Consider the following 26126-nt stretch of genomic DNA (forward strand, 5'->3'; position numbering starts at 1 on the left):
GTTCCCGCTTTCCTTCGTGCCACTGGTGCCTGGTCGGTCATGCCGGTCCGCCGAAGCCGTCGACGAGGGCGAACAGCTCGTCGTCGGACGCGGTGTCCAGCGCGTCGCGCGGCTGCGCGGTCGCGGCGTCGGTGAGGTCGAGCAGGCCGCGCAGCCGCGCGCCGAGCTCCACCGGGTCGGCCCCGTCGGCGAGCACCGCCCGCACGGCCTGCTCCAGCCGGGTCAGCTCGGCCTGCGCGGGCGGGGGCGGGGCGGGCAGGCCGGCCACCAGGAGGTCGGCGACCGCGCCGGCGGTCCGGTGGTCGAACACCAGCGAGGTGGGCAGGCGCTGCCCGGTGGCCGCGCCCAGCCGGTTGCGCAGCTCGACCGCCGTCAGCGAGTCGAACCCGAGCCCGCCGAACGCCGCGTCCTCGGCGATGCCGGCCGGGTCGGGATGCCCGAGCACCGCCGCCACCTCGCCGCGCACCAGGTCCACCAGGACCTGCCTGCGGCGGGCGGGCGGGAGCGCCGCCAGGCTCTCCGGGTCCGGCCCGGCCGGCACCGCCCGCACCGGTTCGCGACGGGCGGGGGCCAGTGCCGCCAGCAGGGGGTGCGGGTCGGCCGCGGCGGTGTCGAACCGGGTGAGCACGGCCAGCGGGTCGGGACCGGCGACGGCGGCGTCGAACAGCGCCATGGCGCGGTCCTCGGTCAGCGGCACCAGCCCGACGCGGCGCAGCCTGGTCCGGTCGGCGTCGGTGAGGTGCCCGGCCATCGTGCCGGGCTGGTCCCACACGCCCCACGCCAGCGAGGTCGCGGGCAGGCCGTGGGCGGCCCGGTGCGCGGCGAGCGCGTCGAGGAACGCGTTGCCGGCGGCGTAGTTGGCCTGACCCGCCGTGCCGAGCAGGCCGGCGACCGACGAGTAGAGCACGAACGCGGCGACGTCACCGGCGAGTTCGTGCAGGTGCCACGCGGCGTCCGCCTTCGCCCGGAGCACGGTGGCGAGCCGGTCCGGGGTGAGGCCGGTGATCGCACCGTCGTCCAGCACACCCGCCGCGTGCACGACCGCGTGCACCGGGTGGCGGTCGAGCAGGGCGGCCAGCGCGGCACGGTCGGCGGCGTCGCACGCCTCCACCGCCACCCGCGCGCCGAGGGCGGTCAACTCGTCGCGCAGGCGGTCGGCGCCCGGTGCGGCGGATCCCCGCCTGCTGGTGAGCAGCAGGTCGCGGGCTCCGTGCACGGTGACCAGGTGCCGGGCGAGCACCGCGCCGAGCGCACCGGTCCCGCCGGTGATCAGCACCGTCCCGCCGGTCCACGGGTCGGCGGGCGCCGGGGTGCCGTCGACGCGAGACGAGCCATCCGGCGGCGGGGTGCCGTTGACGCGGGACGGATCGCCGGACGGCACGGTGCCACCGACGCGAGATTCGCCATCCACCGTCGGGGTGTCACGGACCAGGACCGGGGCGAGCGGTGTCCCGCCGCGCACGGCCAGCTGGCCGCCGGCCGCGACGAGCGCGGCGACCTCGTCGTCGGACAGGTCGCTGTCGGGCTCCAGGTCGACCAGCGCGAACCGACCGGGGTGCTCGGTCTGGGCGCTGCGCACCAAGCCCCACACGCCCGCGTTCGCCAAGTCCGGCACGTCCTCCGCCCCTGCGGCCACCGCACCGCGCGTGACCACGGCCAGCACGCCCGACGACCGGGCCAGCCAGTCCTGCACCACGGCCAGGGCGTCGGCCGTCCGCTCCCCCGGCGTACCCGGACCCACCAGTCGGACCACGGTGTCGGCGCGTTCACCGGTCGGGGGCCCCGCGGGCCGCCAACGCAGTCGGTGCAAACCGACTGCGGTAGCGGCTTTCGGCCGCAACGCGAGTGTCGCCGCAGCGACCGGAATACCGTTGTCGTCCGCCACCAGCAGGGCGAAGGCGTCCTGTCCGGCCGGGGTGAGGCGCACGCGCAGCGCGGCGGACCGGGCGGACGTCGGGCGGACGGACACATCGGTCCACGTGAAGGGGACGCGCGCCGCGACGTCCGCACCGACGACTCCAGGCAGCAGCGGGTGCAAGGCCGCGTCCAGCAGAACGGGCGGGAGGACGTGCGCGCCCGTGTCGGCATCGGACGACACCTCGGCGTACAAGGTCCCACCGTCGCGCCGGACGCCGCGCAGCCCGCGGAACGCGGGCCCGTAGGCATAGCCGTGGTCGGCGAGCCGGTCGTAGGCCCCGGACAGGTCGACTTCCTCGGCGTCCGGCGGCCACTCGGTCCAGGCGGGCACCGGGGCTGCCTCCGGCGACACCCGCCCGGTCGCCACGGCCGTCCACGACGGCTCGTCGGCGCGGGCGAACACGTCCACCGGCCGCGTGCCGTCGGCGGCCGGACCGCCCACCACGACCTGCACCCGCACGACCCCGTCGTCGGGCAGCACCAAGGGCGCACCGAGGGTCAGCTCGGCCACCGCCGGGCAGCCCGCGGCGGCTCCCGCGTGCAGCGCGATGTCGAGCAGCGCGGTGCCGGGCACCAGAGCCACCCCGTCGACCCGGTGCTCGGTCAGCCACGGATGGGTGCGTGCGGACAGCGCGCCGGTGAGCAGCACGCCGTCCCGGTCGGCCAGCGGCACCGCCGCGCCGAGCAGGGCGTGCCCGGCCGGGTCCACGCCCAGCCCGGCGGCGTCCGGGGAGGCGGGTGGGGCGTCCAGCCAGTACCGGGTCCGGCGGAACACCGGGCCGGGCAGGTCGGTCGGCCGGCCGCCCGGGTTGAGCCCGGTGACGGCTCCTCCACGGGCGGCGCGGGCGGCCAGCGCGGCGGTGAACACGACCGGCTCGGGGCGGCCGGGACGCAGCACCGGCACGATCAGACCGGGTTCGCCGGGCACGCCCTCCTCCGCCATGACGGCGGGTGAGGCGTCCGGGCCGACCGCGAGGAACTCGGTCACGCCCGCGCCGGCCAGGGTGCGCAGGCCGTCGTGGAAGCGGACCGCGGCGCGGACGTGCCGGGCCCAGTAGTCCGGCGAGCACAGCTCGGCGGTGGTGGCGAACCCGCCGGTCACGTTGGACACCACGGGAATCCGCGGTTCGTGGAACGTCAGCGAGGCGGCGACGTCCCGGATCTCGGCGAGCACGTCGTCCATGTGCGGCGAGTGGAACGCGTGGCTCACGGTGAGCAGCCGGGCGCGGTGGCCAGCGGACCGCCACCGCTCGGCGATCGCGGTCACCGCGTCGGCGTCGCCGGAGAGCACGGTGGAACGCGGGCCGTTGAGGGCCGCGACGGCCACCCCGGCGTGGTCGCCGATCAGGGCGCGGGCCTCGTCCTCGTCGGCGCGCAGGGCGACCATGAGGCCGCCGGACCGCGCCGCGCCCATGAGCCTGCCCCTGGCCGCGACGAACCGGCAGGCGTCCGGCAGGTCGAACACCCCGGCCAGGTGCGCCGCGGCGACCTCACCGACCGAGTGGCCCAGCAGGTAGTCGGGCGTGACGCCGTGCGCGGCGAGGGTGCGGGCCAGCGCGACCTCCACGGCGAACAGCGCCGGCTGGGCGAACGCGGTGTGGTCCAGCGCGCCGGCGTCGGACCCGGCGACCACCTCGGAGAGGGGGCGCGGCAGGTGCCGGTCGAGTTCGGCGGCGACTTCTGCGAACGCCGCGGCGAACGCCGGTGACGCGGCGGCCAGCTCCCGGCCCATGCCGAGGCGCTGGCTGCCCTGCCCGGCGAACAGGAACGCGGTGTGCCCCGGCTCGGCGTCCGACACCGGCAGCACGGCGGGGTGGGCGGTGCCGGCGGCCACCGCGTCCAGCCCGGCGAGCAGGTCGGCGCGGTCCCCGGTGAGCACCACCCGGCGCGGGCGGCGGGTGCGGGCGGCGAGGGTGTGGCCGACGTCGGCCGGGTGCGCGGTCTCCGCGGCGGGCCGCAGGCGGGCGGCCTGCGCGCGCAGGTCCTCGTCGTCCCGTCCGGTCAGCAGCCACGCGGCCGGCCCCGGCGGCGGGGTGTCCGATCCCGGTTCCGGTTCCGGTTCCGGTTCCTCGATGATGACGTGGGCGTTGGTGCCGCTGATGCCGAATGACGAGACCCCCGCCCGGCGCTTGCGACCACCCGCCGGCCAAGGCCGGGCACCGGTCAGCAGGCGGACCGCACCGCTGTCCCAATCCACGTGCGGGCTGGGCTCCTCGGCGTGCAATGTCCGCGGCAACAAGTTGTGCCGCAACGCTTCCACCACCTTGATGATCCCGCCCACCCCCGCAGCCGCCTGCGCGTGACCGATGTTCGACTTCAACGAACCCAGCCACAACGGACGATCACGATCCCGCCCATAAGCAGCAATCAGCGCGTTCGCCTCGATCGGATCACCCAACGCCGTACCCGTACCGTGCCCCTCCACAGCGTCCACATCGGACGGTCGAAGACCGGCGTCCGTCAACGCGGCCTGGATGACCCGCTCCTGGGACGGGCCGTTCGGGGCGGTCAGGCCGTTGGACGCGCCATCGGAGTTCACCGCCGAACCACGCAGCACCGCCAACACCCGGTGACCGTTGCGCCGGGCGTCGGACAGCCGTTCGACCAGCAGCAGACCCGCGCCCTCCGACCAACCGGTGCCGGACGCGCCGGCGCCGAACGACCGGCAGCGGCCGTCCTCGGCCAGACCGCGCTGGCGGGAGAACTCCACGAAGGTGTCCGGCCCGCACATCACGGTCACCCCGCCCGCCAGGGCCAGGTCGCACTCGCCGCGCCGCAGTGCCCCGGCCGCCAGGTGCAGGGCGACCAGCGACGACGAGCAGGCGGTGTCGACGGTGACCGCCGGGCCCTCCAGGCCGTAGGTGTAGGCGAGCCGGCCGGACACGACGCTGGACAGGTTGCCGGTGAGCAGCAGCCCTTCGACCTCGGTCGGGGTGGCGGGCAGCCGGGAGGCGTAGTCGTTGTACATCGCGCCCGTGAACACCCCGGTCCGGCTGCCGCGCAACGAATCCGGCGGCACGCCCGCCGACTCGAACGCCTCCCACGCGGTCTCCAGCAGCAGCCGGTGCTGCGGGTCGGTGGCCAGCGCCTCGCGCGGGGACATGCCGAAGAAGCCCGCGTCGAACAGGTCGGCGTCGTGCAGGAAGCCGCCGTGCCGGGCGTAGGAGGTGCCGGGGTGGTCCGGGTCGGGGTGGTAGAGCCGTTCCAGGTCCCAGCCCCGGTTGTCCGGGAACCCGGAGACCGCGTCCACGCCGTCGGCGACCAGCCGCCACAGGTCGGCCGGCGACTCGACGCCGCCGGGGAAGCGGCAGGCCATGCCGACGATCGCGATCGGCTCGTCGGTGCGGGCGGTCGGTGGCGCGGCGGCGACCGCGGTCCGGGTACCGGCGACCCGCCCGAGCAGGTACGCGGCCAGCGCGCCCGGCGTCGGGTGGTCGAAGGTGGCGGTCGCCGGGAGCCGCAGGCCGGTGCGCTCGGCGAGCCGGGACCGCAGTTCCAGCCCGGCGAGCGAGTCGAACCCGAGGTTGCGGAACGGCCGGTCGGCGGTCACCGCGGCCACGTCGCCGTGACCCAGCACCGCCGCGGCCGTGGCGCGCACCAGGTCGAGCACGGCGGCGCTGCGGGCGTCCTCGTCCAGGGCGGCGGTCCTGGCCCGCCACGAACCGTCCCCGGCGGCCGGCCGGGGCTGCCGGCGGGTCGCCGTGCCGCGACGGGTGAGGCGGGCGGCGACGACCGCGGGCCGCCGACCGGCGAGAGCGGCGTCCAGGAGGGCCAGACCCGATACGGGGTCCAGCGGCTCGATGCCTGCTCGGGACCAGCGGGTGCGGTCCGCGTCGCCGAGCGACGCGCCCATGCCGACCTCGGCCCACAGGCCCCACGCCACGGCGGTGGCGGGCAGGCCCAGTCCCGCGCGGTGCACGGCGAGGGCGTCCAGGTAGGCGTTGGCCGCGGCGTAGTTCGCCTGACCGGCCGTGCCGAGGACCCCCGAGACCGAGGAGAACAGGACGAACGCGGTGAGCGGCAAGTCGCGGGTCGCCTCGTGCAGGTGCCACGCCGCGTCGGCCTTCGGCCCGAGCACCGCGCTGATCCGCTCGTCGGTCAGGTTCGCGACGGTGGCGTCGGCGAGCACGCCGGCCGCGTGCACGACGGCGCACAGCGGCCGGTCGGCCGGGACGGCGGCGAGCACACGGGCGACCTCTTCGCGTCGGCCCAGGTCTGCGGCGACCACGTCGACCCGCGCGCCGTGGGCACGGAGTTCGGCGGCGAGTTCGGCGGCTCCGGGCGCGTCGGGGCCGCGTCGTCCGGCCAGCACCAGTGCGCGCACGCCGTGCGCGGTCACCAGGTGCCGGGCCACCAGTCCGCCGAGTCCACCCGTGCCGCCGGTGACGAGCACGGTGCCGGGGAACTCGACGGCGGGCCCTTGAGTCGCGGACTGTTCAGCGGCGGCCTCGATCCCCTCCGCCGTCCCCTTCCCGAGCGCCGCCTCCCGCTCGCCCGCAGTGTCGCCGTGCGCGGCACCGTCGACAGCGGCCCGTCCGGCGGCAACCCGTTCGGCGACCCGTTCCAAGCGTGGGACGGCAAGCGCGCCATCCCGCACCGCGAGCACCGGTTCGCCGGCGGCGAGGGCAGCAGGCAGCAGCTCCGCGTCACCCGGCGTGGCGAGGTCGATCAGCGCGAACCGGTCCGGGTGCTCGGCCTGGGCGGCGCGCACCAGGCCGAGCACCGCACCGGCGGCGGGCGCGTCGCCGGTGACCGCACCGGTCGTTACGACGGCGAGCCGCGCACCCCCGGTCCAGTCCGAGGCGAGCCACTCGCGCAACAGGCGCGCGGCCCGGTGCAGCACGGCGTGGTCGGGTGCGGGCCCGGTTACCGGCACCCGCCACACCACGTCCACCGCCGTGTCGTCCACAGTGGACAGGTCCGCTTCGGCGCCGAGCTCGGCGTGGTCGGCGGGCGGTGTCGCCGGCACCGCGACCGGCCGCCACAGCAACTCGTGCAGGCTCCCCCGGGTGGCCACGAGTGCGCTCCGGTCGACCGCGCGCAGCGTCAGCGAACCCACCGACACGACCGGCGCCCCGGTGGTGTCGGCGATCAGCAGTGAAACCCGGTCCGGTCCCGCCGGCAGGACGCGCACCCGCAGCGGGCCATCGGCGGCGGCGTGCCGGTGGACGTCCGCCCACGCGAACGGAAGACGGGTGTCGGAACCGTCGAGCACGGCCGGGTGCAACGCGGCGTCCAGCAGCGCCGGGTGCACGCCGTACCCGGACAGGTCCACCCCCGCCGGGGCGATCTCGGCGTACACGGCATCATCCGCGCGCCACAGCGCCCGCATCCCGTTGAACGCGGGACCGTACCGGTACCCGGCGTCCGCGAGCCGCGAGTAGGCGTCGGCGACGTCCTCGGGCTGCGCGCCGGGCGGCGGCCACTCGGTCAGGTCGCCGGGAGCGGCGGCCGGGGTGTCGGCCAGCACTCCGGTCGCGTGCCTGGTCCACGGGTCGGTGTCGGTCTCGCGGGCGTGCACGGCGACGTCCCGGCCGGTCACCACCACCTGAACGGTGACGGTGGCCGCGTCGGGCAGCGGAAGCGGTGTCTCCAGCACGAGTTCGGCCACCCCGGTGGCGCCGACCCGAGCCGCCGCCTCCCCCACCAGCTCCACGAACAGGGTCGCGGGCACCAGCACCGCTCCCCCGATGCGGTGGTCCGCCAGCCACGGGTGGGTGCGGACGGACAGGTCGGCGGTGAGCACGGTCTCCTCCCGCCCGGCGACGGCGACCGCCGCCGACACCAGGGGGTGCCCGTCGCGCGCCGCACCGGGCGCGGCGGGGGCGAGCCAGAACCGCTCCGGCCGGAACCGGTAGGTCGGCAGGTCGGTCAGCCGGGCGCCGGGCGACAGCGCGGCCAGGTCCACCGGGGCGCCCGCGACGTGCAGCCGCGCCAGGCCCTCGGCCAACGCCACCGGCTCGGCGCGACCGGCCCTGGCCAGCGGCACCGCGCCGGGGACCAGCGGGGCCAGCACGGCGTCCGGACCCACCTCCACCGGCAGGTCCGCGCCCAGTGCGGGCAGCGCGGCGACCGCGTCGTGGAAGTGGACGGTGGCACGGATCTGCTGCACCCAGTACTCCGGGTCGCGCAGGTCGGCGGCGGTCGCGCCGGCGACGGTCGGGACGACCGCCGACTCGGGCTCGCGGTACTCCAGGCCGGTCGCGACGGCGCGGAACCCGGCCAGGGCGTCGTCCATGTGTTGCGAGTGGAACGCGCGGCCGACCCGCAGCCGCCGGGTGCGGCGACCGCGTCGGGCCCACTCGTCGGCCAACGCCAGGGTCGGCTCGGCATCACCGGACACGACCACCGACCGCGGCCCGTTGACCGCGGCGAGCGCCACGCCAGGCGGGAGCTCGACCTCGTCGGCGGACGCCTCCACGGCGACCATCGCGCCGCCGGACCGCGCCTCGCCCATCAGCCTGCCCCTGGCGACGACCAGCCGCGCCGCGTCCGGCAGCGACCACAGCCCGGCGACGTGCGCGGCGGCCAGTTCGCCGACGGAGTGCCCGACCAGCGCGGCGGGGACGATCCCGAGGTCGCGGAGGAAGCCGGCCGCGGCGACCTCGAAGGCGAACAGCGCGGGCTGGGTGTACTCGGTGCGGTGCACGTCCTCGGTGCCGACGACCTCGCGCAGCGGTCGGTCGAGGTGCCGGTCGAGCTCCTCGGCCACCCGGTCGAACCGCGCCCGGAACCCGGGGTGCGCCTCGGCCAGGCCGGCACCCATGCCGACGCGTTGCGCGCCCTGCCCGGAGAACAGCCACGCCAGGCCGGGTGTGCCCGCCACGGCCCGCGCCACGCCGGGCGCGTCCCCGTCGCCGGCCACGGCGTCCAGCCCGGCCAGCAGCTCCTCCGGTCGGATCCCGACCACGACCGCCCGGTGCGCGAACGCGGTGCGGCGGGCCAGCGTGTGCGCCACGTCGTCCGGGTCCGGCCCGGCGGCCCGGACGCGTTCCGCCAGCGCGGCGGCCTGGTCGCGCAGGGCGTTCGCGTCGACGCCGGAGACCGCCCAGGCGCGCACCGCGTCCGGCCGCGGCTCCCGTACCGGCTCGGGCTCCGCGGGCGGCTCCTCGATCACGACGTGCGCGTTGGTGCCGCTGATGCCGAACGAGGACACCCCGGCGCGACGGGGCCTGCCCGCGCGCTCCCACGGCCGGGCCTCGGTGAGCAGCTCGACGCCGCCCGCCGTCCAGTCCACGTGCGGGGTCGGCTCGTCCGCGTGCAGGGTCGCGGGCAGCAGGCCGTGGCGCATCGCCAGCACCATCTTGACCACGCCGCCTACGCCGGCGGCGGCCTGCGCGTGCCCGATGTTGGACTTGAGCGAGCCCAGCGCCAGCGGGCGGTCCCGCTCGCGGCCGTAGGTGGCGGCGATCGCCTCGGCCTCGATGGGGTCGCCGAGCCTCGTGCCGGTGCCGTGCGCCTCCACCGCGTCCACTTCGGACGGTCGCAGTCCGGCATCCGCCAGGGCGGACCGGATCACCCGGCGTTGGGCGAGGCCGTTGGGCGCGGTGAGCCCGTTGGACGCACCGTCGGAGTTGACCGCCGTGCCGCGCACGGTGGCGAGCACGCGCCGCCCGTTGCGCACCGCGTCGGAGAGCCGTTCGAGCAGCAGCACGCCGACGCCCTCCGCCCACGACGTGCCGTCCGCCGCCGCGGAGAACGCCTTGCTCCGGCCGTCGGCGGCCAGGCCGCGCTGGCGGGAGAACTCCACGAACATGCCCGGCGTGGCCATGACGGTCACCCCGCCCGCGATGGCGAGGTCCGATTCACCCGACCGCAGCGACCGCACCGCCAGGTGCAGGGCCACCAGCGACGACGAGCAGGCGGTGTCCACCGTGAGGGCCGGGCCGTGCAGCCCGAGGTGGTAGGCGACCCGCCCGGACAGCACGCTCGGCGTGGTACCGGTGAGCACACCGCCGTCGACGTCCGCGTGCCCGTCGTGCATCCGCGGGCCGTAGTCGAGTGCGGTGGCCCCGACGAAGACCCCGGTGGCGGTGCCGCGCAGCGCGGTCGGGTCGACGCCCGCGTGCTCGACGGCCGACCAGGCGGTCTCCATCAGCAGCCGCTGCTGGGGGTCCATGGCGAACGCCTCGCGCGGCGACACGCCGAAGAAGCCCGCGTCGAAGCGCGCCACGTCGTCCAGGAAGCCGCCCCTGGCCACCGTGCTGTGGCCGGTGCGGTCCGGGTCGGGGTGGAACAGGTCGGCGGGCCAGCCCCGGTCGGCGGGGAACGGCCCGATGGCGTCCACCCCGTCGGCGACGACCCGCCACAGGTCGTCCGGCGAGGCCACGCCGCCGGGGTAGCGCACGGCCATCCCGATGATCGCGATCGGCTCGTCCGCCGCGCCGGGCCGCCCGACTGGTCCGTCCACAGGGGACTCGTCGTGGCCGGCGGCGAGCGCGGTCAGGTGATCGGCGAGCGCGGCCGGCGTCGGGTGGTCGAACAGCAGGCCGCTGGGCAGCGCGACACCGGTCACCGCGGCCAGCGCGTCGCGCAGCTCGACGGCCATCAGCGAGTCGAACCCGAGCGCCTGGAACGTCCGGTGCCGGTCGACGCGGCCCGCGTCGGCGTGCCCGAGGACCGCGGCGATGTGCGCGTGCACCAGGTCCGCCAAGGCGGGGCCACCGGCCGGACGTGACACGGCGGAGCCGACGACGCCGTTTCGGGCGGCCGAGCCGGGGAGAGCGGTCGGCGCGGTGGCGTCCGGAAGTCCGGCCGGCGTGGTGGCACCGGGCGGAGCCGTAGCCGCGGTGGAGCCGGTGAGGTCGGGCGGGGCGGCGTGGTCGGTGTCGGGTGAGTCGGACGCCCGGCTGCCGTCGAACCAGTGGCGCTCGCGCTGGAACGGGTACGTGGGCAGGTCGACCGCCCGGACGTCGGCGCCCTCGAACGCACGGCTCCAGTCGACCGCCCCACCCCGGCTGAACACCGCGGCGAGCGCGGTGGTGAACGCCTCGGGCTCGGGCCGGTCGCGGCGCAGCGCGGGGACCGCGACGCAGCCGGACTCGGCAGCCAGGGCGGACAGCGCCCCGTCCGGCCCCAGTTCCAGCGCGGTGACCACACCCCCGTCGGCCATCGCGCGGACCGCGTCGGCGAACCGCACCGGCGCGGCGATCTGGTCCACCCAGTAGTCCGGAGTGGACATCGCGTCGGTGACCGTCCCGGTGACCGTGGACACCACCGGCAGCCGGGCCGGGTGGAACGCCAGGTCCGCCACCACCTCGCGGAACCGGTCGAGCACCGGGGCCATCAGCGGCGAGTGGAACGCGTGCGAGACCGGCAGCCGCTTGACCTTCCGGCCGAGGGAACGCAGCCGCTCGACGACCTCGGCGCACGGCCCGGCCGCGCCGGACACCACCACCGACCGCGGCCCGTTCACCGCCGCGATGCCGACGTCCGGCACCCCGGCGAGCAGCGGCAGCACCTCGTCCTCGGCCGCGGCGACCGCGATCATCACGCCGCCCGCGGGCAGCGCGCCCATCAGCCTGCCGCGCTCGGTGACCAGCCGGGCGGCGTCCGGCAGCGACAGCACCCCGGCGACGTGCGCGGCGGCGACCTCCCCGACCGAATGGCCCACCAGGTGGGTCGGCCGCAGCCCCCAGTGCTCGGCGAGCCGGTGCAGCGCGACCTCCAGCGCGAACAGCGCGGGCTGGGTGAGCGCGGTGTCGTCGAGCCCTTCCCCGGTGGCGACGGCGTGCCCGACGGCGGCCGGCAGCAACGCGCTCACCTCGGCGTACGCGTCGGCGAACACCGGGTGGGCGGCGGCCAGCCCGGCGCCCATCCCGGCGCGCTGGCTGCCCTGCCCGGTGAACAGCACGCCCAGACCGCCCGGCAGGGCGGTGCCGGTCACCAGGTCCGGGTGCGGCACACCGCCGGCCAGCGCGGCGAGCGCCGCCGACCGGCGGGACGGGTCGGCGGTCGGCACGACGGCCCGCTCCCCCAACGTCTCCCGCGTGGCCACCAGGGAGTAGGCGATGTCGGCCGGTTCCCCGGACACCTCCGCGAGGTCGCCGGCACGGGCCCGCAGGGCGGCCGGGGACGCGGCGGTCAGCACCCAGGGCGCCACGGCCGGCAGGTCCCCGCGCGGGGGCACGGGCACGGCGGGCGGCTCGGCGATGACGACGTGGCAGTTGGTCCCGCCCATGCCGAACGCGCTGATCCCGGCCACCAGCGGACCGGGGCCGGTCAGCGGAACCGGTTCGGCGGCCACCGCCAGCCCCAGCTCGGCGAACGGGATGTCCGGGTTGGGCGCGGCGAAGTTCAGCGTGGCGGGCAGTTCCCGGTGGGCGACCGCGAGCACCGCCTTGAGCAGGCCCGCGATGCCCGCCGCGCCGCCGAGGTGGCCGATGGTCGGCTTCACCGAGCCGATGAGCAGCGGGTCGCCGGCGGGGCGGCCCGCGCCCAGCGCGGCACCGAGTGCCCGCGCCTCCACCGGGTCGCCCACCGCCGTGCCGGTGCCGTGCGCCTCCACGAACCGGACCGCGCCCGGCTCGACCCCCGCGCGGCGCAACGCGGCGCGCACGACCCTGGTCTGGGCGTCGGCACTGGGCACGGTCAGACCGGGTGCCGCGCCGCCGTGGCCGACCGCGGTGCCGCGCACCACGGCGTACACCCGGTCCCCGTCGGCGAGCGCCCGCGCCAGCGGCTTGAGCACCACCACCGCCGCGCCCTCGCCGGGCACGAACCCGTTGGCGCCGGCGGCGAACGCCCGGCTGACCCCGTCCGGGCTGACCCCGCCGAACCGCTCCTCCACCACCCTGCCGCCGGGCAGCAGGCCCAGGTGCACCCCGGCGGCCAGCGCCAGGTCGGACTCGCCCGCCTCCAGGCTGGACACCGCCAGGTGCACGGCGACCAGCGACGATGACTGCGCGGTGTCGACGGTCATGCTCGGGCCGGTGAGGTCCAGCGCGTAGGACACCCGGTTGGCGATCAGGCCGCGGCTCAGACCGGTCATCGAGTGCGGGGTGACGGCGGCGGGTCCGCTGCGGTGCACCAGGGCGGCGTAGTCGTCGCGCAGCGCGCCCACGAACACCCCGGTCCGGCTGCCGCGCAGGGTGCTCGGCACCACGCGGGCGTCCTCCAGCGCCGTCCACGCCAGTTCCAGCACCAGCCGCTGCTGGGGGTCCATCGCCGCCGCCTCGCGGGGGGACACGCCGAAGAAGCCGGCGTCGAACCCGTCGACGCCGTCGACGTACCCGCCCCGGGCCCCGTCGCGGCCGGTGGTGATCGCGCCGGTCCCGGACCGCAGCAATGTCCAGAACCCGGCCGCGCCGGCCGCCATCGGGAAACGGCACGCCACACCGACAACAGCGATTTCAGCCACCGGTCAACCCCTTTAGCGTTGCCGAAAAAAATTCCGTCCGAAGCCTGCGCCGGATCGTCGTCGACCAGTATCGCCAGGTGGGGACAACCGCTGGTCACGTCGCGGTAACCGCACGCGGAACGGGGTGCCGGCCGGACCGGCACGACCGCCGCGACCACCCCGGAAACCGGGTGGGTCACCAGGCCGGACCGCCGTGATTCGGGCGTGGTTACCCGTGCTCGCCGGGCTCGGTCCGGGGCACCGCGCCCACCCCGGCGCCGGTGCCCGCACCGATACCCCGATTAACGCACTTTGGAGTAAGTACTTGATGTATCCGACAAGTCGCCGATAAAGTGGCACTCGACGGAAACAATCAGCCGCGCCGGGCGCGCGCCGAGCGGCGCAATTCCGTTCGACCATTCACGTACGCAAGAAGGAGTTGTTATTGTGGTGACCGAGGCAAGTCCTGCGCCCGTCTCCGTGATCGGCTTGGGGTTGATGGGCGCAGCGCTGGCCGGCGCCTACCTCAAGGCGGGGCACCAGACCACGGTGTGGAACCGTTCGGCGGGCAAGGCGGACGCCCTCGTCGCGCAGGGTGCCACCAACGCCGAGGACATCTCCGAGGCCGTGGCGGCGAGCGACGTCCTGGTGGTGTGCGTGTTCGACTACGCGGCGCTCTACTCGATCCTGGAGCCGGTGAAGGACTCCCTGCGCGGCAAGGTGATCGTCAACCTCACCTCGGGCCTGCCCGAGGACGCGCGCGGTGCGGCCGAGTGGGCGCAGGGCGTCGGCGCCGAGTACCTGGACGGCTACATCATGTCCGTCCCGCCGGGTGTCGGCCAGCCGCAGACGCTGCTGTTCTACGCCGGTGACGCGGACGTGTTCGCCAAGCACGAGGCCACCTTGAAGGTGCTCGGCGGCAACAGCGTCCACCTGGGCACCGACCCCGGTATCGCCGCGCTCTACGACCTGGGCCTGCTGACCATCCTGTGGACCTCGCTGGCGGGCGCCCTGCACGCGTACGCGCTGGTCGGCAGCGAGAAGGTGCCGGCCGCCGCCCTGGCGCCCTACGCCGAGGCGTGGATCACCCACGTGGTGCTGCCGAGCGTCAAGGGCGCGGCGGCGGCGGTCGACTCGGGCCAGTACGCCACCAGCGTGTCCACCACCGCGCTGAACGCGATCGGCCTGGGCAAGCTGGCCGAGGCGAGCAAGGCGGCGGGCATCCGGCCCGACCTGGTGCTGCCCATCAAGGAGTACCTGGAGAAGCGGGTGGCGGACGGCCACGGCGACGAGGCACTGGCCGGCATGTTCGAGGTCATCCGCTCCCCCGAGTAGCGAGGCCGTCCGTCCGGCGGAACCCCCCAGCCGTCGGACGGACCCGACCCGGCGACGGCGCTGGTGCCGACCGGGACTCCCGGCCCGCGCCCGCCCACCCCCCTGGGCACCCGGTGCGGGCCGGGAGTATTTCTCCATCGGACGAGCGGAGTCCCCGGTGTCGACACCGCTTCGGCCCCGGCACCGTTCCTCGTCCCGGGTTCGTCGGCTCCGGCACTGTCCCGGAGGCACTGTCCCAAGGGGCACTGTCCCCGGGCGGCCTGGCTCCGACGTCCACGACTCGGCGAACTGCCGCCGCACCGAGGTTCCGGTGCGGCGGCAGTTCGCCGTCAGTCCTTGATCTCGCACAGCGGCGCACCCGCCGCGACCGAGTTGCCGACCTCCACCGCCAGGCCCTTCACCGTGCCGGAGCGGTGCGCGGTCACCGGCTGCTCCATCTTCATCGCCTCCAGCACGGCGACCGGCTCGCCCTCCTCCACCCGGTCGCCGTCGGACACCAGCAGCTTCACGATCGTGCCCAGCATCGGCGCGGTCAGGGTGTCGCCCTCGACCACCGCGACACCGCCCGCCGGACCCCGGCGCCTCGGCGGCACGGGTGGAGCCGCGGCCGACCCGGGCCGCGCCGCCAGGGACGCGGGCACGGTGATCTCGATCCGCTTGCCGCCGACCTCCACCACCACGCGCTCCCGCGACTCGGCGGGCGGGGCGGGCTCGGGGACGGCTTCGTGCGGCGGGATGTCGTTGTGGAACTCGGTCTCGATCCATCGCGTGTGGACGGTGAACGGCCCCGCCGACCCGGACAGCTCCGGCGCGAACGCCGGGTCGACGACCACCTTGCGGTGGAACGGCAGCGCGGTCGCCAGACCGTCCACCCGGAACTCGCCGAGCGCGCGGGCGGCGCGCCGCAGCGCCTGCTCGCGGGTCGCGCCGGTGACGATCAATTTGGCCAGCAGGGAATCCCACTCCGGCCCGACGACCGAACCCGCCACCACACCGGAGTCCACCCGGACACCGGGGCCCGCGGGCGGCTCGAACACGACGACCGTGCCCGGTGCGGGCAGGAAGCCCCGCCCCGGGTCCTCGCCGTTGACCCGGAACTCCAACGCGTGGCCCCGCACCGGCGGGTCGTCGTAGCCGAGCGGCTCGCCGTCGGCGATGCGCAGCATCTCGCCCACCAGGTCGATGCCGGTGACCTCCTCGGTGACCGGGTGCTCCACCTGGAGCCGGGTGTTCACCTCCAGGAACGACACGGTGCCGTCCGCGCCGACGAGGAACTCGCAGGTGCCCGCCCCGACGTACCCGGCGGCGCGCAGCACCGCCTTGGACACCCGGCGCAGCTCCGCGTCCTGCTCCGGCGTGAGGTAGGGCGCGGGGGCCTCTTCGACCAGCTTCTGGTGCCGCCGTTGCAGCGTGCAGTCGCGGGTGGACACCACGACCACGGCGCCGTACCGGTCGGCGAGGCACTGCGTCTCCACGTGCCGGGGCCGGTCCAGGTAGCGCTCGACGAAGCACTCGCCACGGCCGAACGCCGCGGCCGCCTCGCGCACCGCCGCCTCGTACAGCTCCGGGATCTCCGCCAGGGTGCGGGCCACCCTCATGCCGCGCCCGCCGCCGCCGAACGCCGCCTTCACCGCGATCGGCAGGCCGTACCGCTCGGCGAACGCGACCACCTCGTCGGCCGACGTGACCGGGTCGGCGGTGCCGGGCACCAGCGGCGCGCCGACCTCCGTCGCCACCCTGCGGGCGGCGACCTTGTCGCCCAGGGCCCGGATCGCGTCGGGCGGGGGGCCGATCCAGGTCAGCCCGGCGTCCACCACCGCCTGGGCGAAGTCGGGGTTCTCCGACAGGAACCCGTAGCCGGGGTGGAGCGCGTCCGCCCCGGCGGACTCGGCGGCGGCCAGCACGGCCGCCCCGTCGAGGTAGCTCGTCGCCGGGGTGTCGCCGGGCAGCCGGTACGCCTCGTCGGCGGCGCGCACGTGCGGCGCGTCCCGGTCCGGGCCCGCGTAGACCGCCGCACAGGCGATCCCGGCGTCCCGGCAGGCACGGGCGATCCGGACCGCGATCTCGCCCCGGTTGGCGATCAGCACCTTGCGCACAATGACCCTCCTCGGATCGGCATAGTCCAGTGGTTCGCCGGCGCTACAGCCGGGTGCCGCGCCGCCACGGGCCGCGGTTCAGCGGTCCGCGCAGCCCGCCCACCCGGGACCAGCCGTCCCGTGCCGGCGTCCCGGAGTCCCGGACCGGCTTCCCGGCGCCCGGTGCGGACAGCGCCCGCACGACCACCAGCACGACCGCCAGCTCCTCCGGCGTCGGGTTGCCCGCGACGGCCACCACCTCCGACGGCGTCACAGCGGGATGTTCCCGTGCTTGCGGGGCAACCGGTCCACCCGCTTGCCGCGCAGGGCGGCCAGCGCGTCGGCGATTTCCCGGCGCGTCTCGCTCGGCACGATGACCGCGTCCACGTAACCGCGGTCCGCGGCGATGTACGGGTTGCACAGCTGCTGCTCGTACTCCGCGCGCAGCCGTTCGCGCTCGGCCTCCGGGTCGTCGGCGGCAGCCAGTTCGCGGCGGTGCAGCAGGGTCACCGCGCTGTCCCCGCCCATCACCGCGATCTCCGCGGTCGGCCAGGCGAGGTTCACGTCGGTGCCCAGGTGCTTGGACCCCATGACGCCGTACCCGCCGCCGTAGGCCTTGCGGGTCACCACCGTCACCATCGGCACGGTGGCCTCGGCGTAGGCGTAGATCAGCTTGGCGCCGCGCCGGATGATGCCGTGGCGCTCCTGCTCCAGGCTCGGCAGGAACCCCGGCACGTCCACGAAGGTCACCACGGGGATGTGGAACGCGTCGCACAGCCGGATGAACCGCGCGGCCTTCTCGCTGGCGTCGATGTCCAGCACGCCCGCCATGAACGCGGGCTGGTTGGCCACCACCCCGACGCTGTGCCCGTCGACGCGGCCGAACCCGCAGACGATGTTGCGGGCGAACAGCGGCTGCACCTCCAGCAGCTCGCCGCCGTCCAGCACCGTCCGCACGACCTCGGTCATGTCGTAGGGCTGGTTGCGCCCGTCCGGGATCACCGCGTCCAGCGCCAGGTCCGCCGGGCGCGGGCCCGGGTCCTCGGTGGCCGCGTAGACCGGCGGGTCGGCGGTGTTGTTGGAGGGCAGGTAGCCCAGCAGCAGCCGCACGTACTCGAACGCGTCCTTCTCGTCGCGCGCCAGGTAGTGCGAGTTGCCGGAGACGGCGCTGTTGCGGTGCGCGCCGCCCAGCTCCTCGGGGTCGACCTCCTGCCCGGTGACGGTGCGCATCACCTCCGCGCCGGTCACCTGCATGTTGGAGATGCCGTCCACCATGACGACGAAGTCGGTGATCGCGGGCCCGTAGACGGCACCGCCCGCGCACGGCCCGACCATCAGCGATATCTGCGGCACCACACCGGAGGCCTCCACGTGCCGCTTGATCAGCTCGCCGTAGCGGGCCAGCGACACCACGCCCTCCTGGACCCTGGCGCCACCGGAGTCGTTGATGCCGATCACCGGGGCGCCGATGCGCAGCGCGAGGTCCATCAGCTTGACGATCTTGCCGCCGTTCACCTCGCCGAGCGAGCCGCCGAGCACGGTGAAGTCGTAGGCGTACAGGCAGACCCGGCGGCCGTCGACGGTGCCGTGCCCCACCACGATCCCGTCGCCGGCGGGCCGGTGGCGGTCCATGGCGAAGTCGTGCGTGCGGTGCCGGGCCAGGGCGTCCAGCTCGGTGAACGAACCGGGGTCGAGCAGCGCCTCCACCCGCTCGCGGGCGGTGAGCTTCCCGTTCTCCCGCTGGCGGCGCACCGCGCGGCTGTCCTCCGGCGCGACCAGTTCGGCGCGCCGGGCCAGCAGGGCGTCGATGCGTTCGCGGGTGGTGCCCGCGCCGTGCGTGCTCACGTCCGGTCCCCCGCGCCGACCGGCCGGGACGCCGAGACGTCCGCCAGCTCGCCGGCCTCGTAGCGGGCCAGCGCCGCGCGGCGCTGGATCTTGCCGCTGGACGTCTTCGGCAGCGCGCCGCGGCGCAGCACCAGCACGTCGTCGGGGACCAGGCCGTGGTTCTCCGCGACCACGTCCCGCACCCGGCCGCGCAGTTCGTCCGCGCCGAGCGCGCGCAGCACCCGCCCGTCGGCCTCGACCGCGACCACCAGCCGCTCGGCCACCCCGTCGTCGACCGAGAACGCGGCCGCGCAGTTGGGGTGCAGGCCGTCCGCGACGGACTCGGCGGACAGCTCGATGTCCTGCGGGTAGAAGTTGCGGCCCTTGCGGATGATGACGTCCTTGAGCCGGCCCGCCACGAACAGCTCGCCCCGGTGGAGGAAGCCGAGGTCGCCGGTGCGCAGGAAGGTCCGCCGGTCGCCGGGGGCGTCGGCGAGCCGGGCGCGGAAGGTCTCCTCGCTCAGCGCGGGCCTGCCGTGGTAGCCGGCGGCGACGCACGGTCCGCTGATCCAGATCTCGCCGACCTCGCCGGCTGCGCGGCGGTTCGCCGTCAGCGGGTCGACGATCTCGATCGTGGTGCCCAGCACCGGTACGCCGGCGCCGACCAGCACGGTCGAGCCGTCGGTCGCCGGGTCCACCTGCTCGACCCGGCCGAGGCTCAGCGCGGCGGCCGACACCCACAGCGGGCTCGGCTCCTGGTACGGGCCGCTGCCGGTCGCCTTGAGGGTGTTCTCCGCCAGGCCGTAGCCGGCCGACATGGCCCGCGGGTCGAACCCGTTCGGCGCGAACGCCTCGGTGAACGCCCGCACGGTGTGCCAGCGCACCGGCTCCGCGCCGTTGGCCGCGACCCGCCAGCGGGACAGGTCGCCGACGTCCCCGGTGGCGCCCGACTCGTGGGCGCGCACGCACAGGTCGTAGGCGAAGCTGGGGGCGGCGGCGTGGGTGCCGCCGTACTCCGACATGGCCTCCAGCCAGCGCGCCGGCCGGCGGATGAACGCGTCCGGGGCCATCAGGTAGGCGGGCCGGCCCGACCACAGCGGGATCACGATGCCGAACAACATGCCCATGTCGTGGAACAGCGGGAGCCACGACACGAACACCGAGTCGGACCCGCACTGCCACAGCGCGTCGGTCTCGACCGCGTTCTCGATGAAGTTGCGGTGCGTGATCATCACGCCCTTGGGGTCGCCGGTCGACCCGGAGGTGTACTGGAGCATCGCGATGTCGTCCGGCGTCGGCCGGACCGGCCCGGCGGTGGGGGTGCCGTCGGGGGCGAGCCCGGTGTCGGCGGCCGGCGGGGTGTCGGCGGCGAGCCCGGTGTCGGTGGCGACGAAGGTCAGGCCCGCCAGCTCCGGCAGGTCGCCGAACCGGTCCGCCAGGTCCTGCTTGACGGCGGCGGTGGTGAGCACGGTGGTGGTGCCGGCGTCGTCGGCGATGCGGCGCAGCCGCGTGAGGCCCTGCCGCCGGCGCGGCACCTGGGCCGGCGCGCCGGCCACCCCGGCGCACATCGTGCCCAGCAGGGTGCGCACGAACTCCAGGCCGGAGGGGTAGAGCAGGACGGCGGTGCGGCCGGCCAGACCGGCGGCGGTGAACGCCGCCGCCCTGGCCCGTGCCGCGGCGTGCATCCCGGCGTAGGTGGCGGAGTCCGCCGGGACCTCGCCGTCGCGCAGGAAGACGTAGGCGACCTCGTCCGGCTGCCGGGCCGCGCGCTCGGCCAGCACGTCGGGCAGGGTGGACGCCGGTCCGGTGCGGTGGTCGGGAGTGCTGGCCATGTCAGGTGTTCTCCTTGCCGTGGGGCCTTGAGGGGAAGCGGACCAGACCTCTGGTTGGCGGGGAGCGCCGCGGCGACTCGACCCGGTGTGCCGAAGGTATTGGCGACCGGTGCCCCGGCCTCCAACCCGCAGTCACGCAGCGGTAACACGCGGTGGTGGGGGCGTCCCGGCCCCGGTGGGCGGCGAGCCTTCCCGGGGCCGGGACGCGGCCTAGCCGGCGTGCGCCCCGGCGGGCACGTCCGCCACCGGGCGGTCGATGGCCAGCCGCCACTCGCCGTCGGCGTTGCGGACCAGCACGTCGGTGCACACCCCGTGCACGCTGATCATTTCCCCGTTTTCACCCGGGATGTCCAGGTGGTAGTCCACGATGAGCAGCGAGGTGTCCCCCGTGGTGAATGCCTGGACGACCTTGGAGTCAATCTTCGGGCCGCCCGCGAGGAAATCCTTGAAGAACCGCGTCCGGGCCTCGCCGGTCAGCGGTCCGCCGGAGATGTTGGAGATCCCGTCGGGGGTGTACATCGAATCGTAGAGGGTGCCGTCGCCGTGGTTGAAAAGCTGGACGAACAGCTCGTTCTGCTTGTGCGGGTCGTCGGGGATATCGAATCCGGAGCCGAAATCCATGTGTGTGCCGTCACCTTCGCTGGACGGGGCCGCCCGTACCGGACAGACCGAGGAAAGGGGCAGCCACCAGCGTAATTACGGTGCGCCCACACCCCGGTAACCCACTCGCGCGGCACTCGGCACCCTGGCGGTTACCGCTCGGTGTGCCCCACCGGCCACGGTGGGAGACGTGTACCACGACGCGGAACACCCGACAGTGCGGCTTTCCCCCTTGACTCGCGCAGGTCACCGCTTACTTTTTGGTAAGCGCCCGCGGGGCACTTACCTCCTTGCCAACCATGCCGGGTGATGTATAGTGGATTGGCGAAGATTCTGCCATTCGGGGGACGCGTAGTGCGGAGTCGCCAGCACAATGAAGTGTACGGCCCGTCGCATGGTTTTGAGTTCTTCTCCGCACCTGCGGTGGGACCGGCCCCTCGACCGACGCCGGAACCCGGTTGGCAACCACTTCACCGAGGGGGATCGGGCACATGGGGGAACTTATCCGATTTCGACTGCTGGGGCCGCTGGAGGTGCTGGGCAAGCGACAACCGGTGGGTCTCGGCGGCACGAAGCAGAAGGCGACGCTCGCGTACCTGTTGTTGCACGCCAACCGCGTGGTCTCGATCAGCCAGCTGCTGAACGCGCTGTGGCCGGCCGACAGCGCGCCGCTGTCGGCGCGCAAGATCCTGCAGAACTCCGTGTCGAGCCTGCGCCGCGGTCCGGTGCCGGGCGACCGGACCGACGGCACGCCGGCGCTGGTGACCCAGGCGCCCGGCTACAAGCTGTGCGTCGACCACAAGGACATCGACCTGTACGTGTTCCACGACCGGGTCGCCGAGGGCCGGCGCCGGCTGGCCGACAACCAGGTGGAACCCGCCGCGCGGGTGCTGCGCGAGGCGCTCGCGCTGTGGCGCGGGCCGGTGCTGTCCGACCTGGCCGAGGCCGGCATCAGCTGGCTGGAACTGGCCGTGCTGCAGAACGCGCGCTGGGACGCCATGGAGGACTACTTCGAGGCCGAGCTGGCCTGCGGGCGGCACATGGCGGTGCTGGGCGACCTGGAGGCGATGGTCGAGACCAACCCGGTGCGCGAACGGGCGGCCGGCCAGCTGATGCTCGCGCTGTACCGCAGCGGCAGGCAGGCCGACGCGCTCAACACCTACAGCCGGGTGCGGGTGGCGCTGGTCGAGGAGCTGGGCCTGGAACCGGGCCGTGAGCTGCGCACCCTCCAGCAGTCGATCCTGGCCCACGACCCGGTGCTGCTCACCCCGCGCGGCGCCACCCCGGTGCCGGGACCGCGCGGCCACACCGGCACCCCGGTCGACCTCGGCCTCGGCGAACGGACCTCCCCCGATCCGACCTGGCACCGCAACGGCGAGGTGAGCACACCCCTCGACACCGAGCCCGCGCAGACCCGGCCGACCCCGTGGCCCACCGACCCGCACCAGCGACCGGCCGCACCCGCGCGCCGCCCGGACCTGGTCCCGGTCCACGACGGACCGGCGCCCGACCTCTCCGCGCCCCCGCCGGCACCCGCCCCCGACGAGCGCAAGACGGTCAGCCTGCTGCTGGTCCGCACGGTGATCGGGGGCGGTCGGGACCACGCCGACACCCCCGACATCGACCGGATGCTCGCCGAGACCGCCCGGCTGGTGCGGGCGAACGCCGAGCACTTCGCGGGCACCGTGAGCGCCACCATCGGTTCGGTGTCGCTGACCGTGTTCGAGCCGTGCCCGGACTGGGGCGACGCCGCGAAGCGGGCGGTGCTGGCCGCCCTGTCCATCGGCGAGGACCTGCGGCCCGGCCGGGACTCCGGAGCGCTGCCCGCGGTGTCCTTCCACGCCGCGGTCGTCACCGGCGAGGTGCTGGTCCGCCGGCCCGCGGGCGGCGACGGCCCGGTCACGGTCACCGGCACGCTGCTCGACTGGTGCCACGGGCTGCTGCTGCGCACCGGGGCCGGCGAGATCCGGGTGTGCGACACCACCCGGGAGGCCACCGAGCCGCTGGCCGTGTACCAGCCGGGCGACCCGCACGACCACCGGTTGCAGGGCATCCGCAAGGACTACGCGGGCGCGGCACCGGGGCTGGCCACCGAACGCGAGTTCGAACTCGGCCTGCTGCTGGGCATGCTGGAGCGCACCCGGCTCCGGTCGACCCCGCACCTGGCGACCCTGCTCGGCGACGCGGGCACCGGCAAGACCCGGCTGCTCGACGAGTTCGAGCGCCGCACGAAGGGCCAGGCGCACATCGCCCGGTTCCGGGTGCCCCGGCGGCCCGCCGGCGAGTCGGGGGTGCACATCGACGCCATCCACGACCTCCAGCGCGAGCTGATCCACACCATCTGCGGCATCCGGGTGGGCGAGGCGCCGGCGACCGCGATGGCCAAGGCCGCCGAGGTGATCAACCGGCTCATCGACGACCCGGTGCGGGTGGAGAGCCTGCTCACCTGCGTCGCGCCGTACCTGGACCCGGAGCTGTCGTTCGTGATGAACGACCCGGTGCGGGAACTCCGGGCGTGGCAGCGGTTCCTGGCCATCACCGAGTTCAGCCGGCCGTTCGTGCTGATCGTGGACGACCTGCACCGGGCGGACGAGAGCCTGCTCGACTTCGTCGGCGAGCTGGCGGACTCGGCGTGCGGCCCGCTGCTGGTGGTCGCCTCGGCGCGGTCCGAGCTGCTGGGCCACCGCCCGACGTGGGGCGGTGGCAAGCGGCACGTCACCACGATCACCCTGGAGGCCCTGGGCGACGCCGCGGTGGACGAGCTGGTCGAGCACCTCGTGTCGCCCGGCGAGGACAGCAGGACGCGGGAGCCGGCGCGGCTCTCCGCGGCCCGCTCCGACGACGACCTCCTCCCCCGTCAGACGGGGTGGCGGCGCTACATCCGCGGCCTGCTGGACATCGGCACACCGCAGCGGGCCACCCGGCCGCTGCCGGCCGAGCCGGACGGCGAGGAAGCCGCCGTGGCCCGGCTGCGGTCGTGCGGCTCGGCCGAGGTCAGTCCGGTACGCGCTTGAGCGCCGCCGCGAGCACCTGGTCCCCGCCGCGCGCGGCGGGGACCAGGTGCTCGCGGCCCCACGCGCCCAGCGGTGCGAGCGCCTCGAACAGCGCCACGCCCATGCCGGTCAGCGAGTAGCCGACGCGGGGCGGCGACACCGCGTCGTCCAGTTCGCGGCGCACGACCCCGTCCGCCTCCAACTGGCGCAGCTGTTCGACCAGGACCTTGTCGCTCACCCCCGGCACGCTCTTGCGCAGCTCGCCGAACCGGCGGTCGCGGGTGTGCAGCTCCCACAGGATCAGCACCTTCCACTTCCCGCTGATGACCTCCATCGCCGCGTCCAGCCCGCAGTGCCTCGGTCGTGTCCGGACCGTCATCGCCACTCGTCCCCCATCCGCCGCGCAGCGCTTCACCCCACCGCCGCACAGGCCGACGCGGCGGTCCTGGTACCCGACCTGGCAGCGCGGCGCCCCGTGACGGTGCGCCGTTGCCAGGCTACTCCAAGCGACCGGGCATCGACGGGTGCTATCGGTCAGCCGGCGGTGAACGCCTCCTCGTCCTGGTCGCGCAGCACCGCGGCGAGTGCGCGCAACGCGGTGTCCAACCGGGCGATCTCCGCGTCGGTGAGCAGCACCGACGGCTCGAACCGGAGCGTGGTCGTGGCGCTGGCGGTCGGGAAGGTGCGGATCCGGTGCACCCGGAACAGGTAGCCCGCCACCGCGTAGCCGAAGGTGTCGGTCAGCGCCGCCTGCGCGATCGACGGCGCGGCGGAGGCGGACTGGTCGTGGAACTCCAGCCCGAGCATCAGGCCTTTGCCCCGGACGTCCTTCACCACGTCCGGGAAGTCCGCCCGCAGCGCGGTGAACAGCGCGGTCAGCCGCTCGCCGAGGTCCGCCGCCCGCCGGTAGGCCGCGCCGCCGTCGGCCTCCAGCAGCTCCAGCGTCGTGAGCGCCAACGTGCTGGAGAACGTGTCCTTGGCGAACGTGGAGCTGTGCACGAGCTCGAACTCGGGGCGGTAGCGCCCACCGCGCACCAGCGTCACGGCGGCCTTCGCGATCCCGCCGCCGAGGCCCTTGGCGAGCGTGACGTAGTCCGGGACGAGACCGATCAGCGAGCCGGCGAAGAACGCCCCGGTGCGGCCCATCCCGCTCTGGATCTCGTCCACCACGACCGGGCAGTCCACCGCGGCGCACGCGGCCTTGATCCGGTCCGCCGCGGCGCGGTCCACCACCCGGATGCCGCCCTCGCCCTGGATCGCCTCCAGCACGAACGCGCTGAACACCGGGAAGTCGCGTTCGACGACGGTCACCACCCCGTCGTCCACCACCAGGTCCGGCACGGTGGCGCGTTCCTGCGCGATCACCTCGTCCAGCGCGTCGAGCCGGTCGAGCGGCACGAACCGGGCCTGCGGCGCCATGGTGGCGAACGGCGTGCGGAACGCCGGGTTGTGGGTGAGCTGGACGCTGCCCACCAGCTTGCCGTGGAAGCCTCCCGCCAGCGTGATGAACAGCGACGGCCGGGCGGCGAGCGCGGCCACCCGCCCGCCCACCTCGGCGGCCACGGCGTCGATCCCGCTGCCGGGGGCGAGCCCGAGCGCGGCGGCGACGGCGTCGGGCAGCACCGCGGTGCCGTCGGCGAGCGCGGCCCGCGCGGCACCCAGGTGCTCGGTGATCCCGTCGGCGAGCGCCTTGACCTTCAGCACCCGGTCGAACTCGGCGTGCTTGAGCGCGACCTCGATGGACTCCGCGCCGCTGTTGGAGAACACCGCGAAGTACGGCTCGTCGACGCCGAACTCCCGGCGCAGCACCGTGTTCAGCGCGGTGGCGACCCGGCTCGCGGCGGTCTGGCGGGACGCCTGGGCGAGCACGGGCGTGCCCGCGTCGAGGAACTCCCTCGCCGCGCCGACGATCCCGGGGTGGTTGTGCCCGAGGATCAGCGAGCCGTAGCCGCCGGCGTAGTCCAGCACCGGGACCTCGGCGCCGTCCGGGCCGACGAAGTAGAGGGTGTTGCCCTCGCCGCGGACGAACTCGACATCGACGCCGAGCGCGGTGAGCCACTGGAGCATCATGGGTTCGGCGAGTTCGAACTCGGCCGTTGCGGTGGACATGGGTCGACCGTAGGTGCGCGCGGTCACACACCGGTAAGGCCCCGGCCGGTGTACCCGGCGTGACCGGACGATGGGCGGCGCCACCGCGGCCTGCGGAAGAGTC

The 26126-nt window shown here is 75.3% G+C and carries 10 protein-coding genes; 2 read left to right on the forward strand and 8 right to left on the reverse strand.

The features are described from left to right. Window positions 1-37: 37 nt before the first annotated feature. Window positions 38-13276 (reverse strand): SDR family NAD(P)-dependent oxidoreductase, encoded by a 13239-nt coding sequence (locus tag FHS29_RS36530; RefSeq protein ID WP_312864708.1) that lies wholly within the window; start codon window positions 13274-13276, stop codon window positions 38-40. Window positions 13277-13705: 429 nt separating this feature from the next. On the opposite strand from FHS29_RS36530, the gene FHS29_RS02215 reads away from it, so the two are divergent. Next, window positions 13706-14590: an NAD(P)-dependent oxidoreductase gene (locus FHS29_RS02215; protein ID WP_312864709.1), complete on the forward strand. Its 885-nt coding sequence runs from the start codon at window positions 13706-13708 to the stop codon at window positions 14588-14590. Window positions 14591-14919: 329 nt separating this feature from the next. Here the strand turns inward: FHS29_RS02215 and FHS29_RS02220 are convergent, their stop codons facing one another. The 5 genes from FHS29_RS02220 to FHS29_RS02240 all read right to left on the reverse strand — a co-directional run bounded on the left by FHS29_RS02220 (window position 14920) and on the right by FHS29_RS02240 (window position 20942). Next, on the reverse strand, window positions 14920-16686 hold the full coding sequence (locus FHS29_RS02220) for an acetyl/propionyl/methylcrotonyl-CoA carboxylase subunit alpha (RefSeq protein ID WP_184687682.1): 1767 nt from the start codon (window positions 16684-16686) through the stop codon (window positions 14920-14922). A 43-nt stretch (window positions 16687-16729) separates the two neighbouring features. Next, window positions 16730-16939, reverse strand: a complete 210-nt coding sequence (locus tag FHS29_RS36535) for an acyl-CoA carboxylase epsilon subunit (protein WP_184687684.1) — start codon at window positions 16937-16939, stop codon at window positions 16730-16732. Continuing rightward, window positions 16936-18510 (reverse strand): acyl-CoA carboxylase subunit beta, encoded by a 1575-nt coding sequence (locus FHS29_RS02230; protein WP_184687685.1) that lies wholly within the window; start codon window positions 18508-18510, stop codon window positions 16936-16938. The genes FHS29_RS36535 and FHS29_RS02230 overlap by 4 nt, the downstream gene beginning before the upstream one ends. Then, complete coding sequence (locus tag FHS29_RS02235; protein ID WP_184687687.1) at window positions 18507-20321, reverse strand: fatty acyl-AMP ligase; 1815 nt, start codon at window positions 20319-20321, stop codon at window positions 18507-18509. The genes FHS29_RS02230 and FHS29_RS02235 overlap by 4 nt, the downstream gene beginning before the upstream one ends. A 210-nt stretch (window positions 20322-20531) precedes the next feature. Then, complete coding sequence (locus FHS29_RS02240) at window positions 20532-20942, reverse strand: YybH family protein (RefSeq protein ID WP_184687688.1); 411 nt, start codon at window positions 20940-20942, stop codon at window positions 20532-20534. Between the two features lie 470 nt (window positions 20943-21412). On the opposite strand from FHS29_RS02240, the gene FHS29_RS02245 reads away from it, so the two are divergent. Continuing rightward, window positions 21413-23935: an ATP-binding protein gene (locus tag FHS29_RS02245; RefSeq protein ID WP_184687690.1), complete on the forward strand. Its 2523-nt coding sequence runs from the start codon at window positions 21413-21415 to the stop codon at window positions 23933-23935. Here the strand turns inward: FHS29_RS02245 and FHS29_RS02250 are convergent. Together FHS29_RS02250 and FHS29_RS02255 are read right to left on the reverse strand one after the other, a co-directional pair. Then, on the reverse strand, window positions 23916-24293 hold the full coding sequence (locus tag FHS29_RS02250; protein ID WP_184687691.1) for a winged helix-turn-helix transcriptional regulator: 378 nt from the start codon (window positions 24291-24293) through the stop codon (window positions 23916-23918). The genes FHS29_RS02245 and FHS29_RS02250 overlap by 20 nt on opposite strands. A 155-nt stretch (window positions 24294-24448) precedes the next feature. Then, window positions 24449-26023: an aspartate aminotransferase family protein gene (locus FHS29_RS02255; RefSeq protein WP_184687693.1), complete on the reverse strand. Its 1575-nt coding sequence runs from the start codon at window positions 26021-26023 to the stop codon at window positions 24449-24451. Between the last annotated feature and the right edge of the window lie 103 nt (window positions 26024-26126).

It is taken from the genome of Saccharothrix tamanrassetensis, from assembly GCF_014203665.1.
Taxonomy (GTDB): domain Bacteria; phylum Actinomycetota; class Actinomycetes; order Mycobacteriales; family Pseudonocardiaceae; genus Actinosynnema; species Actinosynnema tamanrassetense.

Excerpts from the sequence above, each read along its gene's own strand:
- FHS29_RS02235 (WP_184687687.1), bottom strand. The coding sequence starts at position 20,321 with ATGGCCAGCACTCCCGACCACCGCACCGGACCGGCGTCCACCCTGCCC.
- FHS29_RS02240 (WP_184687688.1), bottom strand. The coding sequence starts at position 20,942 with ATGGATTTCGGCTCCGGATTCGATATCCCCGACGACCCGCACAAGCAG.
- FHS29_RS02245 (WP_184687690.1), top strand. The coding sequence starts at position 21,413 with ATGGGGGAACTTATCCGATTTCGACTGCTGGGGCCGCTGGAGGTGCTG.
- FHS29_RS02250 (WP_184687691.1), bottom strand. The coding sequence starts at position 24,293 with ATGACGGTCCGGACACGACCGAGGCACTGCGGGCTGGACGCGGCGATG.
- FHS29_RS02255 (WP_184687693.1), bottom strand. The coding sequence starts at position 26,023 with ATGTCCACCGCAACGGCCGAGTTCGAACTCGCCGAACCCATGATGCTC.